This window comes from Ruegeria sp. AH3 (assembly GCF_056536265.1).
Map to the genome: position 1 here is coordinate 190114 of NZ_JBQFJL010000003.1, position 15283 is coordinate 205396.

The 15283-nt window shown below is 51.5% G+C and carries 16 protein-coding genes; 5 read left to right on the top strand and 11 right to left on the bottom strand.

The window, feature by feature from the left end; genetic code table 11:
- Nucleotides 1–184: 184 nt before the first annotated feature.
- A complete protein-coding gene (locus tag ACR3EM_RS22305; protein WP_170790473.1) occupies nt 185–1117 on the bottom strand; it encodes an SdiA-regulated domain-containing protein in 933 nt (310 codons plus the stop codon).
- 212 nt (nt 1118–1329) lie between these two features.
- Between ACR3EM_RS22305 and ACR3EM_RS22310 the strand changes: the two genes are divergently transcribed.
- Complete coding sequence (locus ACR3EM_RS22310) at nt 1330–2058, top strand: DUF4956 domain-containing protein (protein ID WP_480473274.1); 729 nt, start codon at nt 1330–1332, stop codon at nt 2056–2058.
- Here ACR3EM_RS22310 and ACR3EM_RS22315 read toward each other — a convergent pair whose 3' ends face one another.
- The 7 genes from ACR3EM_RS22315 to ACR3EM_RS22345 form a co-directional block, all read right to left on the bottom strand.
- Nucleotides 2059–2928 (bottom strand): metallophosphoesterase family protein, encoded by an 870-nt coding sequence (locus tag ACR3EM_RS22315; protein ID WP_170790474.1) that lies wholly within the window; start codon nt 2926–2928, stop codon nt 2059–2061.
- A 61-nt stretch (nt 2929–2989) separates the two neighbouring features.
- Complete coding sequence (locus tag ACR3EM_RS22320; protein WP_171728199.1) at nt 2990–4423, bottom strand: hypothetical protein; 1434 nt, start codon at nt 4421–4423, stop codon at nt 2990–2992.
- A 19-nt stretch (nt 4424–4442) separates the two neighbouring features.
- Nucleotides 4443–5087, bottom strand: coding sequence for a protein-tyrosine phosphatase family protein (locus tag ACR3EM_RS22325; protein ID WP_170493941.1), 645 nt, complete (start codon nt 5085–5087; stop codon nt 4443–4445).
- A gap of 120 nt (nt 5088–5207) precedes the next feature.
- Nucleotides 5208–5381 carry a hypothetical protein gene (locus ACR3EM_RS22330; RefSeq protein WP_170493938.1) on the bottom strand — a complete coding sequence of 58 codons (174 nt, stop codon included), beginning with the start codon at nt 5379–5381 and terminating at the stop codon, nt 5208–5210.
- A gap of 402 nt (nt 5382–5783) precedes the next feature.
- Entirely contained in the window at nt 5784–6398 is a 615-nt protein-coding gene (locus ACR3EM_RS22335) for a hypothetical protein (RefSeq protein ID WP_171728198.1), read from the bottom strand.
- 55 nt (nt 6399–6453) lie between these two features.
- Nucleotides 6454–6915 (bottom strand): hypothetical protein, encoded by a 462-nt coding sequence (locus tag ACR3EM_RS22340; RefSeq protein ID WP_480473276.1) that lies wholly within the window; start codon nt 6913–6915, stop codon nt 6454–6456.
- Between the two features lie 201 nt (nt 6916–7116).
- Nucleotides 7117–7416, bottom strand: a complete 300-nt coding sequence (locus tag ACR3EM_RS22345; RefSeq protein WP_480473278.1) for a hypothetical protein — start codon at nt 7414–7416, stop codon at nt 7117–7119.
- A 568-nt stretch (nt 7417–7984) separates the two neighbouring features.
- On the opposite strand from ACR3EM_RS22345, the gene ACR3EM_RS22350 reads away from it, so the two are divergent.
- The 3 genes from ACR3EM_RS22350 (at nt 7985) to ACR3EM_RS22360 (ending at nt 9864) form a co-directional block, all read left to right on the top strand.
- Complete coding sequence (locus tag ACR3EM_RS22350; protein WP_281996016.1) at nt 7985–8500, top strand: DUF805 domain-containing protein; 516 nt, start codon at nt 7985–7987, stop codon at nt 8498–8500.
- 73 nt (nt 8501–8573) lie between these two features.
- On the top strand, nt 8574–9344 hold the full coding sequence (locus tag ACR3EM_RS22355) for a hypothetical protein (RefSeq protein ID WP_480473280.1): 771 nt from the start codon (nt 8574–8576) through the stop codon (nt 9342–9344).
- Nucleotides 9328–9864 (top strand): hypothetical protein, encoded by a 537-nt coding sequence (locus ACR3EM_RS22360; protein WP_281996014.1) that lies wholly within the window; start codon nt 9328–9330, stop codon nt 9862–9864. Before ACR3EM_RS22355 ends, ACR3EM_RS22360 begins: the two co-directional genes overlap by 17 nt.
- A gap of 426 nt (nt 9865–10290) precedes the next feature.
- On the opposite strand, the gene ACR3EM_RS22365 is transcribed toward ACR3EM_RS22360, so the two are convergent.
- From ACR3EM_RS22365 to ACR3EM_RS22375, 3 genes are all read right to left on the bottom strand, one after another.
- Complete coding sequence (locus tag ACR3EM_RS22365) at nt 10291–11730, bottom strand: ATP-binding protein (protein ID WP_480473282.1); 1440 nt, start codon at nt 11728–11730, stop codon at nt 10291–10293.
- Nucleotides 11731–12196: 466 nt separating this feature from the next.
- Nucleotides 12197–12514: a bactofilin family protein gene (locus tag ACR3EM_RS22370; protein WP_480473284.1), complete on the bottom strand. Its 318-nt coding sequence runs from the start codon at nt 12512–12514 to the stop codon at nt 12197–12199.
- A gap of 292 nt (nt 12515–12806) precedes the next feature.
- Nucleotides 12807–13058, bottom strand: a complete 252-nt coding sequence (locus tag ACR3EM_RS22375) for a ParB N-terminal domain-containing protein (RefSeq protein ID WP_480473286.1) — start codon at nt 13056–13058, stop codon at nt 12807–12809.
- Nucleotides 13059–13418: 360 nt separating this feature from the next.
- Here ACR3EM_RS22375 and ACR3EM_RS22380 point away from each other — a divergent pair, with 360 nt between their 5' ends.
- Nucleotides 13419–15134, top strand: coding sequence for an adenylate/guanylate cyclase domain-containing protein (locus tag ACR3EM_RS22380; RefSeq protein ID WP_480473288.1), 1716 nt, complete (start codon nt 13419–13421; stop codon nt 15132–15134).
- Nucleotides 15135–15283: the final 149 nt, after the last annotated feature.

Genomic DNA, 15283 nt, shown 5'->3' on the forward strand with positions numbered 1-15283 from the left:
TCCAATGTTATTATGTGGTTCGCATGTGTGAACCTGACGCTACTCGAATGTATTGATGGGTGATGTTTTTAAGAAACACAGTGAACAGAACGCAGATTTACTTATTACGCCGCACATACGACGGCGCTGAATTACACAAACCGGCTTTTCAACAAGTTAGAGTAGAGAACTAGTAGGACAGTCCTCACAATTCCGGTTGCTCAAAAACATAAAGCCGCGATTTCTTGGCATCGTCTGTTAGGACATAGAGAAGCCCTTTGGTCTCATCGAGAGCGATTCCTTCGGGATGTTTAACTTCCTTTTGTTTGCCATCTTCTGTGAACGTCAAACTGATAGACTTTACGGACTTGGACTCTGGATTGTAGACGAAGATTTGACGGCCTTTGTCACTTACAATCCAAAGAGAACGTGAGGACGGGGACCATGCTAGGCCGCTCAAATCCAGTTCATCATCATCTACACGCTCGGAGATAAAACCTGCATCGCGGGCTAAAGGAATGATCTCAACAATTTCGTCTAGCGCTGGTGATACGACCATTAACAACCTTGGTTGTCCTTCAATGCCAATGAAGACCCGCCCCGATTCCGGGTCAACAGCGATACCTTCGGGTCCCTTGTTTAATGGGTTGCCAACGAGTAATTCAGCGGCGGCCGAGTAACCTTTAAGAGATGTGAGAGGTATTGTTGTCAATTGAATGGGTTCGGTTGGGTGAACGACTAGAATTGATCGGTCAGTTTCCTGAAGCACCAAAACAGACCCATCCTTTCGAGGTGCAACACCCTCCAAATCTGATCCTGCCAATGCTGGCAACTTGAAAGAGTTTCCTAATACCCCGTCGACTCTGAGTAGGTGCAGTTTAGGTTCGGCATCACTTACAGACCACAAGAAGCCTTCAGCGTTAGACATTGCCAAACCGGAAGGCTCTGAAAATCCCTCTGATTTGTCTGCCACCTTGAATTTATCGACCAGAACCAAACCAGCACTTTCGGCGTAGGCAAAATTGGTCCAAGGCAAGAAGGCTGCCGCAACCGAGCTGGCCGTAAAAGCGAGTCGTCTAAGTTTGCAGAAACACCGTGAAATTTCAGCTTTTGACGAAAACACTCTGTTTTCTGTCATTGGATTCTCTCGCGCTTGGACCACATCCCTGTATCAGCGTTCGTATCACAGTCCGGATACGATGTCCGAAGAATGCACTGTAATCTCTTTACCTGATCCCGCCTGTTGCGATTGAATTGAATAGGGCACGATGTGCCTTTGGTTAAGCGTAAGCCTTTGGCGTGAGCAGGGAGGAAGACAAGTTGAATACGACCCTCACATTTGTGACCGTGTTGTTGATGCTGCTGTTGCCAGGTGCTGCGGTGTCACAAGTCGACCCTGCGACGATGCTGGCCGGGGCTTCGGGGTCGGAAATCGTTATCGAACGCCGGTGGACGCAGTTTCGTGGCAAACAGGAACTGTATTTCTTTACTCTCGATGTGATCGTCACGATCATTCTGGCTGGCTTGATCGTATATCATCCGGTGAGACGTAAAGCCCGTAGAAGCGTCCGCGACATAGTTATGCCAAGGCTTTTCTTCCTGTATGCGCTTATCGGCATGGCGGTTGGTTTCCTGGTGGTTCAGCACGGGTCAATGATCGGTTTCGTTATCTTTGGTATCGGAGCGTTGCTCAGGTTCCGCTCCAATCTCGATGATCCGGTGGACACTGTCGAAATGATAATCGTGACTGTTCTTGGTCTTGCGGTCGGTTTGGGCTTGCCGCTGATGGCCACACTAGTGGCGGTTGTTTGTTGGTGTTTCATTTGGCTCGGAGGGCGAAACAAGGGTGTGGAAATTTCGCTCAAAGCTTCGGACGAAGAGCACTCATTGAAAGTCACCGGAGCCATTGAAGCCATGGCCACAGAGGCTGGCTGGAAGCTGGTCAGAAAACACCACGTCCCCGGAAAATCTCGGGTTTCATTGCTTTTCATCACCTCGGGTGGACTGACGGAAGCCCGGATCGAAGAGATGATAAATGATCTGGTCCCTGAAAAAGTCGAACTGAAACTCAACCTCTAGTCATTTCACAAGGTCTAAGCGTTTCAACACCGCATTCGGGGATCTGATCTCTTTCGGGAGCGACTTGAAGTTTACCGACCTTTCGAAGTCAGGGCCTCGATATACGGCTATCTCAAACTCTCCGTTCGGCTGGAACGTAACATGAGTGAAGCTGTGAGGTGATCTGGCGCTATCGCCAATAAGCCGCCGCGGACCACCTCCCAAACAAGCTTGAGAGACATAAGCCACACCGTCTTTCCAACCGGGGTAGAAGGCATGATGGTGGCCTGAAAGATGCAGAACAACACCGCTTTCCAGATAGATTTTTTCAAGTGTTGGGTCACCGATGATTTCGCGTTCGCGCTGGATCGCGAACGGCCAAAGTGGGAGGTGACTGAAAGTGACAATCGGGTCTCCGTCTGCACCCAATTCCTGTAACCGGTCCTGCTGGTCACCGGATAGGGGTCCTAGGGTCGTTGCATCCAAAGACGCAAACGTAATGCCCTGCATCTCAAATGCGTAGAAGAACGGGTAGTCATCTGAAACCAGGAAGTCGACGCCTGGTTTTCTCGGCGTCCATTCCTCTGCGTATATTTTCCTTTCACGCTCGAACCCTCGGTAGGCGGAGGCATCATGGTTTCCAGGTGTGACCGCAAATGGAATGCCGGCAGCCTCTAATGGATCTGATACGACCTCGTGAAACGCATTCCACATATCCCTGACCTGTTTGTCGGACAAGTTGGGAATGCGCTGTCCCGCAACCATATCTCCGGTCGAAATAACCAGATCTGGATCAAACTCGATTATGCGCTCAATCGCCTTGTCGACGCGGGCATCGTATCTTACCGAACCATAGCTTCCATTCAGATCCGATATGACGATGACATCCAATGCCGCCGCTTTGCAGGCGAGCAGAGCGGTCCAAATACACACCGCAATAAGAGCAGAACACCTACGGTACATAACAGTCCACAGCCTCTACCTCGGTGCCGTTTCTCAAAAAGAATGCGACAGGATCCAAGTCGAACATCAAATCGCCATTTGAGCAATTGCTCTGGAGAATGGACGTTGCCAGCGCAGTATTTTTGACAACTTGTGCAATCTGACTGTCTGACAAACCAAAGCTTTGCGATAGCCAGTCATAGACTGGGCCTTGGGATTGAAGGTCACTATTCAATGCAACCAAGCGCCGATACGTGCTTGGAGAGAAGTGGCGAATTTTCTCCAGCATTTGAGTAGATTTCGCGAAGTTGGCGTATTCGACACGCCCACCAGCATCGTTGTCGTTTAGATTGCTGCGACGGATCAATAATGCGTCGTCGGGAACGTCTCCATCGTTTGGCTCATGGTGCTTGGCTTTCTTATGCTTCAGCTTTCCGTCTTCGACCCAATACCAATAGGGTGTGAAGTCTATGTTTCCTACGCGGTCCTGCTGGCTAAAGATGAAATCGAGGAGTACAATCTCGGTAAGTTCTTGCATCCAAAATGCCATCTGTTGGTCGCTGACATCGGGACCGAGATCCTTGTTGATCATCCGGTCTCTTCGACCTTCTCCAACGCCCTCTACAATGGCCTCTGGCAAGGGTTTTGAAGAACGCAAAGCCAAGAAAGCAGGAGTTTCCTGAAAATCGCGGTTCTGACCTTTCCCCCAACCAGATTTACGGGTGCCGTTGATTTCCGAGCCGTATCGATGCCCAGGGCTATCAAGCAGCGCACCGTATATTTGCGTTCGATCTGCGGTGAACAGATCGTCGGTTGGCTGGTACGAGTTCGGGTCGGCATCCGCAGCCGCGAAGACCCGCCAGCCTTCGTGGTTCATGCGCCCACCATGAGAGCCGCCAGAAATCGCAAGGCCGGGCTCTGCGACCTCGGAAAAGTGCGCCTGGGCGTCCATGCTACGCCAAACGGCGACTGGAACTTTTACAGTCGTGTCGAAATATCTGGAGAAATGATAGTAAAGCAGCGACGAGGTGGAAAAGGTTCCACTGGTGCCCTTTTGGTTCATGGTGGATTTGAATTTGGCCACCCTGTCCTTGGCCAGATCTTTCGCCGCCTTCCCCTCTTTGCAAGCGTTTCTCTCGAACTCAGTACGGTTCCCTGTGTAGGGTCCTTCCGAAATATCGTACACGGCCATTCCTGGGCTGGTACTCCAGGTTTTTGGGCAAATAGCAATTTCGGAGGCATAGAAATCGATCTCGCAATAGGCCGTTTCTTCCTCAAGATCGCTTTTCTTATACTCGCCCGTTGAAACTTTTTCGATCCGAATACAGCGTTCAGTAACGCCGTTGGGACTATCAAATGTCGTGGCTTCACCGAGGACATCGTCGTTCGCCCACAAGACGGTGGGTGCAATGAAAGCAAGTGACCCCAGAAGAATGAACTTCATTTGGATAGTTCTCCCAATATCATTTGGGGCAAATCGCTGCCTGTTGTTCGGTAGAGATCTTCAAATTGGGGTCGACACTGAAGTTGGAGAACTTTGAGTCAATCCACTGGTCACACCCGCCTGAACATGGGGCCCCGTTTCGGGCCTCATTCCAATATTCCTTGGCCCTTTCTTCTGTCCAACCGCAAAACTGAACGAGCGCCATCGCCGACAATGCACCTGAGGAATGAACGCCCCACATGCAGTGCACCAGAACAGGGCCCTTTCCAGGGTTTTGAATCACCTCGTGTATGGACGCCATGACAGCACTGGGTCGGGAGGATCTGGCGCTTTGATAGTCGAAAGATCCGTTTCCGCAACTTGTGCGGCCGTATTCGGTGTTCTTGCCGAAGTCTGCGTAAAACCCGGTTGAAAACCCTTCATCGCAAAGGGTCTCGCGTTGAACTTTACTCAGACCCGTTCGATCCTTGTCGCCGCCTTTGAAACCAGAGCGATACAATACTCCGCTTAAGACTGGGCGAAAGAAAGCGACGCCATCAACACCTCCGTCGCCACCCTTTGAAAGCATTTGACTGTTGCTTGGGCCACCGTTTCGACTGGTTACGTCAGAATTCGCCGCGGTTGCCAGAGCACCAATGAATATGAGGGACGTCAAAAACCGCATGCCAGCTCCTTTCTATTTTTCAGCCTGTTATGCTCAAACTCTTCCTACTTGGTAATCTATTGGAGCGGCTCATTCTCAACAGCCGTATCAAGTGCGGGATAGACTTTCCGACCTGAAGCTTTAAATCGGCCACACCAGATTGATGATAAAGACGACCACGAAGTAGGCCAGAAAAACTTTCCAGTTCCATTGGTGTTTGCTTTCTTCGTTGATCACGCCGGACGACTTCAATGCCAGGTTTGTGACAATCAGAGCGACAACGATGACCGCCGCATGTGCCAGATCAAAATGCAAACTTAAGCTCCCTTTTGCAGATGTTTGATTTATGAAAAATGTGTCAGCAGTCACCTGATGGCAGCATAGCTACATCTGAGTACCTTCCCTCAGATGTCGTGATCCGAGCACATGCACCAGTATCCGTGTTAAACCAGTACGAGGTGAGCCCTTCGCTTCGGATGAGTTCAAATCCGAGACTCTGGATGCCCATTTCAGCCTGTCCCGCTCTTGCCCCTTCAAATGACGAAAGATCGCTAGAGCTGCCCACAGTTGGTGCACTTGCATCCACTGATCCGCCACTCTCGTCGCATGCTGCAAGCGCAGTAATACACGTCGTGCCGATCACCAATAGGACCTTGGGATTCATCTGTGTTTCCCTCGCTTTTTTGGACTTGCGTTCCAGGGTTTCTGATTGATCACCTATTCAATTCCGAAAATTACGTTGTAGTCGACGGAAGAGTTGCTGCGATTGATAACTTCCACAACATGATCACCGGATTGCCAAAGCTGTCCTCGATACTCCTTGTCCGCCGACATCAATCCCAACAGTTCAGAACCATCGGGGTTACGAATGACGTAGTCCAAGGAGCCATTTCGCGGAGCAACGCGGACGTAAAGGAACTGTTCGTTCTTTGCACCGAGAAGGTATTGCTGCGACGCTCCGGGCGCGAGTTGGCCGACAAGTTCGGCGCCAGTGGAACCGACATCGAATTTGACACGCTGGCTACCGGTAGAACCGGCGACGCCTGCAATGGCTCCACCGCCATCATCCATCGCCTCGACAACCGACATCTCTCCAATGCTTCCATCCTTGTACGCGATGCAGCGCCAAAGTGTTCCACCTGCATCTCGTAGCATGACGAGCGTACCTGCTTCCGAGAACTCTGAGCTTTCTATCGTACCTGATTGACCGTCTGGTCCTCCAACCTGCCGTAATTGGTCGATACACGCGTCATCGGCTTCTGACATTGCAAAAGCAGCAGTGCCCGCGATTGCGAACATGGGAGTGAGGAGTTTGAGTAAAACGAGTTTCATCAGATGGTTCCCTGTTGGCTTGTCCTTACAGTTTTGTTCCGTACTAAGCGGAACCTCACTTTGCATCCCTCAACTTTGATAGAAACTCATCGCATGCCTGTGCGCTGCCGACGACCTCGTCTGTCGTTTCAATTCCTTGCAGTGATGCCATCTCGGAATTTACGCGATTGAGGATCTGATCCGCTTGCTCGGGGGTGATCAGGTTCTCTGCTTGTGCTCCTTTCAATGTGGTGCAGACACCGGCGGACAAGCCTGTCGCAACGCCGACACCCACTGCGGCCCCGCCACCTAAGGTCATCGCCCCAACCACGCCGAGGACGAGCCCGATCACAATACCCAAGATCACTTTTCCCATGTTTTCCTCCCTTTTGGTGAGAATAAGCGCGGCTTTCACTACCGGCGCAAACCATGTGCCCATCTGCAAATCAAGACCAGCGCTAACAGGTTGAGCACCGGTGCGAGCGCCGCGAACCACGGTTTGGCCGACTCTGAGATCGAGTCCGCTACAAGTATCCAAGGTAGTCCCAACGGCAGAAGGAACACCCCGGACAAAGGGTCTCTTTCCTGTCCCAACCAGCCAAATGTGCCCGTCAAGAATGCAATCAACGCCAACAGGTAAAGGATCGCGAATACAATGATAGTGGTTCTACAAACCAAGTCGAGCCTCAGCAAATCAAGCCAGTGCTACGCAGCCGTTTTCGGCTACGCAGCAGACTGGTCACAATGCGCCTTCGTCGCCCAGGAACTCGATACCAGCTGTCGTGCCATCACTGTAAGCAATGCAATTCCAAGGAGCACTATCCTCGCCAACGCCTACAGTGACCTGTGTCCCCGCCTCGCTAAACGCGGATGAGAGCACCACGACTTGCGAATTGTTCGTTGTGCTGGCTACATCTCGCAAACACGCCTGCTGAGCGGGTGTGAGTTCGGCGGACGCACTGGATGTACTCGTATCGTCGCAGGCCGCAAGCAGTGCGAAACAAGTTGCGCCCGCAATCATCACCATCTTTTTAGACATTTTCTTCTCCCTCTGGTTCCGTTGAAATTGGTGAAATTGGATGGCTTGTTTGAAGTTCTCGCGTCAGAGCAGGCTATGAAACATACTTCGGCCCTGTAACTTCCCTTCCCAACAACTTGTCGCGGGGGGTGGCGGGCGGAGCTATATTACTTTGACAACCGAGACCGCCGACAACGTGTGAAGGCTGAATGACGACAATGGCAGAAGCTCGAGCGAATTCTGGAGGTAGGCCGAGTACACTAAGTATAAGCATCGCGTCCTCCCAACGCTCAATCATTGTAAAGTGCCTTCCGACCGCCAGCACTCACTCCAGCGGCCGGTAGGGCCCGACAAGTCGGGCGACAGCGATCACAACGGAGGTAAAATGAAAGTTGTGTCAAATTCACATGTTTGAATCTAATTTTTAATAAATCAACATTTTTTCCGCGCGTAAACTTCATTACGCTCTCGTACGATAGGCGTCTGCCCTCAAACAAAAAGGTAGGTGGGAGCACCCATGAGGGCGAATGTGTTCTTTTGGGTCGGCGAGGCGTTCTGAGGTCGCGCAGAAACCAAGAAAGGATTGAAAATGGGTTTTGTTGAATCCGTTAAGACGTGTTTCTCGAAATACTTCCAGTTCTCCGGTCGGGCTATGCGCTCAGAATACTGGTGGTTCTTCTTGTTTGTGGTTCTCGTGAGTGCTGCTTTAGCTGTGGTGGATGCGATCATATTCGGGACCAACCCAGAAACAGGGCAAGGATCTCGAGTTCTGTCCTCTGTTTTCCAACTGGCCGTTATCATCCCTATGCTGGCCGCCGGTTGGCGGAGGTTGCATGATACAGGGCGACCTGGCTGGTACTTGCTGCTGCCGATGGCGCTCAGCATTACAACGCTTTTTGTTATGCTGGGTGGCGTGGCGTTCTTCTCGGCATTGGAGCAAGGGGCCGAAAACCCCGATGCATTGCGAGGACCCGCGGCAGTTTTGGGCGTGACCGGTATTGTTGTTGTCTCAATTCTTCAATTGGTTCTGTCCATCCTGATGATCTGGTGGCTGACGCGACCTTCTCAAGAAGGCGCAAACGAATACGGCGCACCTGTTTCCTGACCTGGTTGCGCAGGCAGCGGGTCAGAATCTCTGCTGAATGACAGTTCGATTCTTAATACCAGGGAGAGAGACAATGAGTTTCAAGCTGATTCCCATTGGAACGCTACTGATGGCTATGGCGACCACAGCATCAGCAGAATGGTCGTTCAGTTCCGGGCCTAATCCTAACGCTTTTATTCAAACCGGAAACATGACGCTGGAACTTCAGTGTAATCGTATCCGGTTTGCTCCGGCTGGATATGAGGATAGCCAGGACATCGTGGAAAAGCAGGGGCTCTCCATTCGATTTTTGAAGAACGGCACCACCGAAGTTGGCGCATTTCAGGTTGGCGCAGAAAACGCAGCTGTGCAGATCGTCGACAATTATCCTGTCGAGGTCAATTTCAATAGTCAGGAGGATTATGGTTTTGTACTGGACCAGCTTGCGGCCAATGCATCGGTTAATCTGTCGATGATTGACCAAGATGTCAGCTACGGAATCTTTGACTTGAAGGGTTCCAGCGCGGCAATTCGGTCCCTTCGTTCCGCCTGCGATTCAGGTGCTAGCCAAGGGGCCTCCTACGAACCCCCAGAAGGTATCGTCTATTGTGGTGGCGGAGCGGTAGAGCGAGTCATCGAACCCGTAATTTTGGATAACCCGGAGGGAGAATGGGACGCGCGAGTAACGGTCAACGGCGAGTCGATCAGAGCCATGACGGCCTACAGTTACTTCGGAAACTATGAGCCGCCGGCCGGATTTGTCGTCGCCCTGCTTGGGGAAGACAGGTCCGAGTTTCTGATTTTTAGCGAAGACTCGTCAAACTGGCTGGAATACGGGGACTACAGGTATGATCAGTGCAATTGATGCCACCCTCCAACCGGCTTCCCAATTAGTGGGCCTGTTGAAAGGGTTGGTTTCCGGGATTGTGCTGGTTTCGAGCCCAGTATGGACCTCACCAGCTGTCGCGGCTGATGTTTCGCAACTTCCAACTGGTTTGCGGGCTAAGGTTGATCTGGCAGAACAAGCCTGCGCAGAGTTCAACGACGGTCAGTTTGACTTAGATTGGGGTGCGGTTGAGAGGGTCGATCTCGACGGAGATCTACAACCCGACTGGGTTCTGAATGAATCTGGATTCGCGTGTTCGAGTGCTGCATCTCTTTATTGCGGAACTGGTGGATGCATGTCGCACTTCTTGATTGAAGAGGAAGTTCACTCCTTGCTCAATCGAGGCTGGACGGTCGTCGAATTCGGGCGTCAACGCATTGTCCTTGCAGATGTCCACGGAACTAATTGTGACGGAATAAACCCGACGCCTTGCGCAACAGCCAGTGTTTGGGATGCGGAAGCAAAGACGTGGCGCTCGTCTGCTGGTGATTGGGAGTAAACTGTAATTGGGCACCGCATATAAGCCTGAGAGCCTGTATGTTCGGGTTCCTCAGTGGCATGCAAACCTGTTGGCAAACTTCCAAGCTTTTCTTTTATGAAATCAATGTCAGAAACGCAGCGTTATGAGCGTACCCACATCCGGTCTCGGAAATTGCAACGTCTTGTTACGAAGGTCCGCTTCACTTCCCGAAAGCCCCTGCCCCGGCTCGCAAGAGACGGTTCAGGGGCTATTGGGACAGGGAGATCATGCCGGGGTGTTCTGGGTGGAAGCCGGCATGCCGGCTGAAACCTAGAGCCCGGTCACGAGACGACAGGCTCGGGATTTGCTATGGAAACAAAGAACACACTATCTCCCGGCAGTGATTTTTAACAGGAGACGGAACACTTCCATGGACTTTAAAAAACTGCGTTTCCAGCTGCGCCATTAGGGCGCGCGGCCCTCGGCAACATTCTTACCAACCTGATAGCAGTGCAGAGAGCATGGAAAGTGCCTGATCAACACTCCGTCGATCTCGCTTTCAGCTGTGATCGTCTTCGTTGTCGCGCCAGCAGGGATGCTGGTATCAAAGTTGCGTTTGGCAAATTCGATAAGCCCACGCAGCTCACCTGGTTGATCTGTTGCAAACCTATCGGACCATTTGATTTCATATGCCCATGTGGGTTTGAGGCGCGCCGGGTCTACGCGAACAAGGTCGACTTCCAAGTCTGCCCTGCCCTTTTTCCAGCGCGCATAGTGCAGGTTCCTCATAAGGTCTGAATGGAACCACTGCGAGAAAATCGCCGTTTCAGCCATCGCGCCCATGGCATCGTCTCCGTCTGAGATTTGTGCAAATAAGGCCGAGCGCATTGATGGGTTCGTAAGGTAGACCTTGAAATTGCGCATCCGTTGGAAGGTTTTGCCGGTGTCGTCGACGCGACGGACACGCACGATCAAAAAGGCGGCCTCAAGGTAGTCGAGGTATTTTGTGATCGTGTTCTTGGCGACGCCCGAGCTTTGCGCCAAACCATCGAGACTAACTTCCTGACCAGTATGATAGGCCAAGGTCGTGAAAAGCCGGTTCAACTCCTGAATATCCTGAATGCCATATAGGCTGGGCAGATCGCGCAGAAGAACTTTATCGATGATATCACGCCCAAGGAAGCGCTGCACATCGGCCTGAATTGTTTCGTTCAGAACTGCCTCTGGGTAGCCCCCAAAGTTTAGGTAGTGGATGAATTCCTCGTTCAACCGCACAATGTTCGGCGTGGAAAACCGCAGGGTCGACCCCAGCGGAGCCGCATTGACCAGATCGTCTTCTAATTCCCTAAACGCCAAGAATTCCGCGAAAGTCAGTGGAGGGAGAAAAAAATCTGTAAAACGTCCAGCGCCCGACTCCTCGCTTTTTAACCGCAACGCTGCCGCTGCAGATCCGGACGCGATGAATCTAGTGTTCGGATATTGATCGGTGAGCACCTTTAGGTGAATTTCCCAATCCTTCAGGTACTGAATCTCATCAAAAACAACGATCCGCCGATCTTGCTCCTTGTGGTCGGTTTCCTCTTCGAACAGTTCGATCAGACGAGATAGCGGCATACCGCTGTAAAGCGGCGTATCAATGGAAACAAACAGGATATTTTGACCATCAAAGCCTTCGATGGTCGCCTGCTCAATCAGCTGGCGCAGCATCACTGTCTTGCCAACCCTACGTGGCCCCATCAGGATGGTCGAGCGGCGCACGGACCAATCCAGGGCGAGCGCGGAGAAGGGGCCGAAATAGGCGCGTTTCTTCTCCGTCGGGCTTTGAGAAACCTTGTAAGTAGCGTCCCACCACGGGTTGTCCCGGCGGAGGCTTTTGAGAACGTCTGGTTTTGCAATTTCAAGCATGTCGCGCTAATATCAATCCATTGATACTAAGTCAACGAGGCTGTATATAGTACTGATTAATATATATTTTTCTCGTATCAACAACGACTCAGAGAATGCAAATAGCTGGCTCATTTTGCTTAGAAACGCGTCTTCTCCTTATAAAGTAGACGTACCACATTATAGGTCAGCGTTTGGTTTCGCATCGACATCTACTCTAGCGTTGGATGCTTTCAAGATAGAACAGCAGTCCGGCGAATTCTCATGGCGTCTTGAGCCGACAGGCTCAGGATTTGCCAATGATGCAGAACGTCATAAGCGAGCCCAAGACCGGTAAGTGTACTGTCAGGGTTCGGGTCTCCTGTTGCAGATTATGATTTCAGCTGGATGTGGGACGAGCTCGGTCTGTCAGACTACCGAAAATGAACCAGCTAGCCAATCAAATCAGGTTGCCCAGCGGTCATACAATCTTGCCCTCAGGCATGCCCTACTGCCCGCCCGTGATATTGACCTTGCCCACAACCCTGGCGCCGCTTTCGGTTGCCATCGTCTTGGCCGATACATCAGCCTGAATCTGTGCGCTCGATGCAATCTTCAGATCGTCGCATTTCAGACGACCTTGATGCTTGCCTTCAATAACGATCTTCTTGGCCGACAATGCACCGTCAACCGACCCACCAACCTGAACAGTGATTGTATCAGCGCTGATGTCCCCGACCACCTGGCCTTTGATTTCGACGCCTCCCTCACTTGCGTTGAGATTGCCTTCAATTGTCAGATCTTCTTCGACTATTGAGTTCGCCACATTGAAACCCTCTGGATGAGATGTTGGCGACCTTAGAAGGAAAGTCGCTCCTTGAACACCTTCCAATCCTAACTATCGTCGTGGTGCTCAAGTGTTCATTTGATTGGCGAGTCCCATCTAAAAGTCGAAGGTTTCGGAACGGACGTCGCGACACATGCGATCTTTACCGATCGGCCAATTCTGCCATTCATCAATTGGTCTTACGCTGCGTGCGGCTTCCTCAGAACGGGCTTTCGCGCTCAGCGTATCAATTGGTTAGGTTTTCAGAATGAAACCTGCAATTTGGATACTTTCAGTGGAGCTGAGCGTGAACCAGAAATCCTTCGACTTCATCTTCACCAATAGCGCGCAAAGCCTCAAGCCGGTGATATCCTTCGACAAGAATGTAACCGCCGCCTTTGTCGGCGCGCAGGCGTATGGGCGTGGTTTGGCCGTTTTCCATTATATCGTACGCGATGCGTTCGACTTTGGCGGGATCCAGAGTTTTTCTCCGTTTGACCGGAATGCGAACGTCGGCAATGGCAAATTTTTCTTTTATAGGCATGATCTCAACTTGCGCGAGAGGGCAGCATGTAAGCAAGCATTTCGGCCACGATATCCACCAATTTCTGAATTTGCCTCATGGAGCCGCTAGATAGCAGCCTGTGTATAAGCGGCCATGAATTCGTAAATTACCGAGCAATTAGCCAAATCGAGGGCATCTTGGTGAACGGCCGAAGGAGACATTCATCGTAAGTACCGCTGCCGCTATGCGGCTTCACCAAACCGGCCTTTCGCCGCGCTCGCAAGATCGTTCGCCATGCGAATTCACAGATAGCGGACAAAGCAGCCGGTCGAAGTTCGTGTGAAGGTTCCAGATATACGATCTCTTTCCCACGTAACGTATTATGCGTTACGAATAGACATGAACGGAGACCGCAGACTTTCCGCAGTGCTCTCGGCCGATGTAGTAAACTACTCAGGCCAGATGAAGGCAGATGAAAACAGAACTCTCAGCGAACTTCGTGTTTTACGTCGAGAGTTATTTGACCCCTTGGTTAGCGATCATCGCGGTAATGTCGTTAAAAGGATGGGTGATGGATGGATAGTCGAGTTTAACTCGGTGTCTGACGCGGTGCGATGCGCCCTCGATCTTCAAAGCCAAGTGTCAACTCAGTCCTCACTGAAACTACGAGTAGGCGTTCATCTTGGAGATGTCGTATTCGAGGAAGATGACATTTTCGGCGACGGCATAAATCTATCCGCACGGTTACAAGAGGCATCCAGTGAAGGGGCTGTGTTAATTTCAGATGTCGTCCATCGCAGCCTTGACGAGCGTCTCGCTGAGCAATTTTATCGCGCCGGAGAGCGACAGTTTAAGAACGCGCCGTCACCGATAGAAGTTTTCCAATGGTCGCCGCCAGGTTCTGCCCCACCGCGAGTAACTCCGGCTAGCCATACAAAGTCTCTGCTAATCGGCGTCTTACCTTTTGATAACCTTTCTTCTGACCCCGATCAGGAGTTTTTTGCAGATGGCATTACCGAAGAGATCATCACCACTTTATCAAAACTCCCGAATTTACTGGTCGTCGCGCGCAACTCTACATTCGTCTACAAAGGGCGCTCTGTGGACGTGAAACAGGTCGGACTGGAACAGGGCGTCGATCTTGTTCTCGAGGGAAGTGTACGCCAAAGCGGTAGTCGCGTGCGGATTACTGCGCAGCTAATCGATGCGACGTCTGGAATGCACATTTGGGCGGACCGGTATGATCGCCTCATAGAAGACGTATTCGAAGTTCAGGATGAAATTGCCCTCAGGATAGCGACCGAGCTTCAAGTCGAGCTCTTGGCTGGTGAGATGGCCCGTTTCAGAGGTTCGGGGACAAAAAATCTTGATGCCTGGACTGCTCAATTGCAAGCCGTCGAAGCTTCGCGCAGGATAACAAAAGAAGCACAGGCCGACGCTCGCCGGTTTGCGCAACAGGCAATTTCCCTCGATCCTAACTACTCTGCGCCACATTGTACTTTGGGGTTCATTTGCACTGTCGAAGCAAGGCACGGCTTTGTAGTAGACCGAAGTGCTGCGCTGGCAGAGGCACGTGACTGCGCTCGGTTTGCTCTGGAAATAGACAGCTATAACCCGGAAGCTCACGCAATTGCAGGTTTCGCGGATGCAATTGATGGCAAGCTGGTGTCGGCTATCGAGAAGTTCAATGAAGCGCTGGAGCTAAATCCAAACCACGCTGATGTGGCTGCAAGGTTGTCGATTACATTGGCATTCAATGGACAGGCAAAAGAAGCTATCCGTGTGGCGCGGCAAGCCATTACTCTCAACCCTCATTATCCGGGCTGGTACGCTGGCGTTTTGGGTTTGGCACTTCGGCTCGATAGTCGATACGAGGAAGCCAAGGAGGCATTCGCCGAATATGGTCAAAGGGTTGAAGGCTTTGGTCACCTAGACCTCGTTATCGTACATGTGGAAACGGATAACCTTGAGGCCGCTCGCGATGAAGCACAGAATGTAATGAAATACCGTCCTCAGTTTTCCATATCGGATTGGGCGAAAACTCAGCTTTTCTCTGATATAGAACAATTGGAGAAAGACTGCGCGTCTCTGCGTTTGGCCGGCCTGCCCGAATAAGTGTAACGCTGATTTATGGCATCTAAATTTTTCTTGGAAACTGATACCCACTGTGTCCGCTTTGGGCTCAGTACTGACCTTGGAGCAGTGGCAGCATAAGCCCCTGCCCCGGTTACCATGACATGCCGAACGGCCCAATCCTGCCGTTC

What these genes read in the sequence shown, in the direction of transcription:
- ACR3EM_RS22305 (WP_170790473.1), bottom strand. Translation starts at nt 1,117, where the DNA reads ATGACAGAAAACAGAGTGTTTTCGTCAAAAGCTGAAATTTCACGGTGT.
- ACR3EM_RS22320 (WP_171728199.1), bottom strand. Translation starts at nt 4,423, where the DNA reads ATGAAGTTCATTCTTCTGGGGTCACTTGCTTTCATTGCACCCACCGTC.
- ACR3EM_RS22325 (WP_170493941.1), bottom strand. Translation starts at nt 5,087, where the DNA reads ATGCGGTTTTTGACGTCCCTCATATTCATTGGTGCTCTGGCAACCGCG.
- ACR3EM_RS22335 (WP_171728198.1), bottom strand. Translation starts at nt 6,398, where the DNA reads ATGAAACTCGTTTTACTCAAACTCCTCACTCCCATGTTCGCAATCGCG.
- ACR3EM_RS22345 (WP_480473278.1), bottom strand. Translation starts at nt 7,416, where the DNA reads ATGTCTAAAAAGATGGTGATGATTGCGGGCGCAACTTGTTTCGCACTG.
- ACR3EM_RS22350 (WP_281996016.1), top strand. Translation starts at nt 7,985, where the DNA reads ATGGGTTTTGTTGAATCCGTTAAGACGTGTTTCTCGAAATACTTCCAG.
- ACR3EM_RS22355 (WP_480473280.1), top strand. Translation starts at nt 8,574, where the DNA reads ATGAGTTTCAAGCTGATTCCCATTGGAACGCTACTGATGGCTATGGCG.
- ACR3EM_RS22360 (WP_281996014.1), top strand. Translation starts at nt 9,328, where the DNA reads ATGATCAGTGCAATTGATGCCACCCTCCAACCGGCTTCCCAATTAGTG.
- ACR3EM_RS22365 (WP_480473282.1), bottom strand. Translation starts at nt 11,730, where the DNA reads ATGCTTGAAATTGCAAAACCAGACGTTCTCAAAAGCCTCCGCCGGGAC.
- ACR3EM_RS22375 (WP_480473286.1), bottom strand. Translation starts at nt 13,058, where the DNA reads ATGCCTATAAAAGAAAAATTTGCCATTGCCGACGTTCGCATTCCGGTC.
- ACR3EM_RS22380 (WP_480473288.1), top strand. Translation starts at nt 13,419, where the DNA reads ATGAACGGAGACCGCAGACTTTCCGCAGTGCTCTCGGCCGATGTAGTA.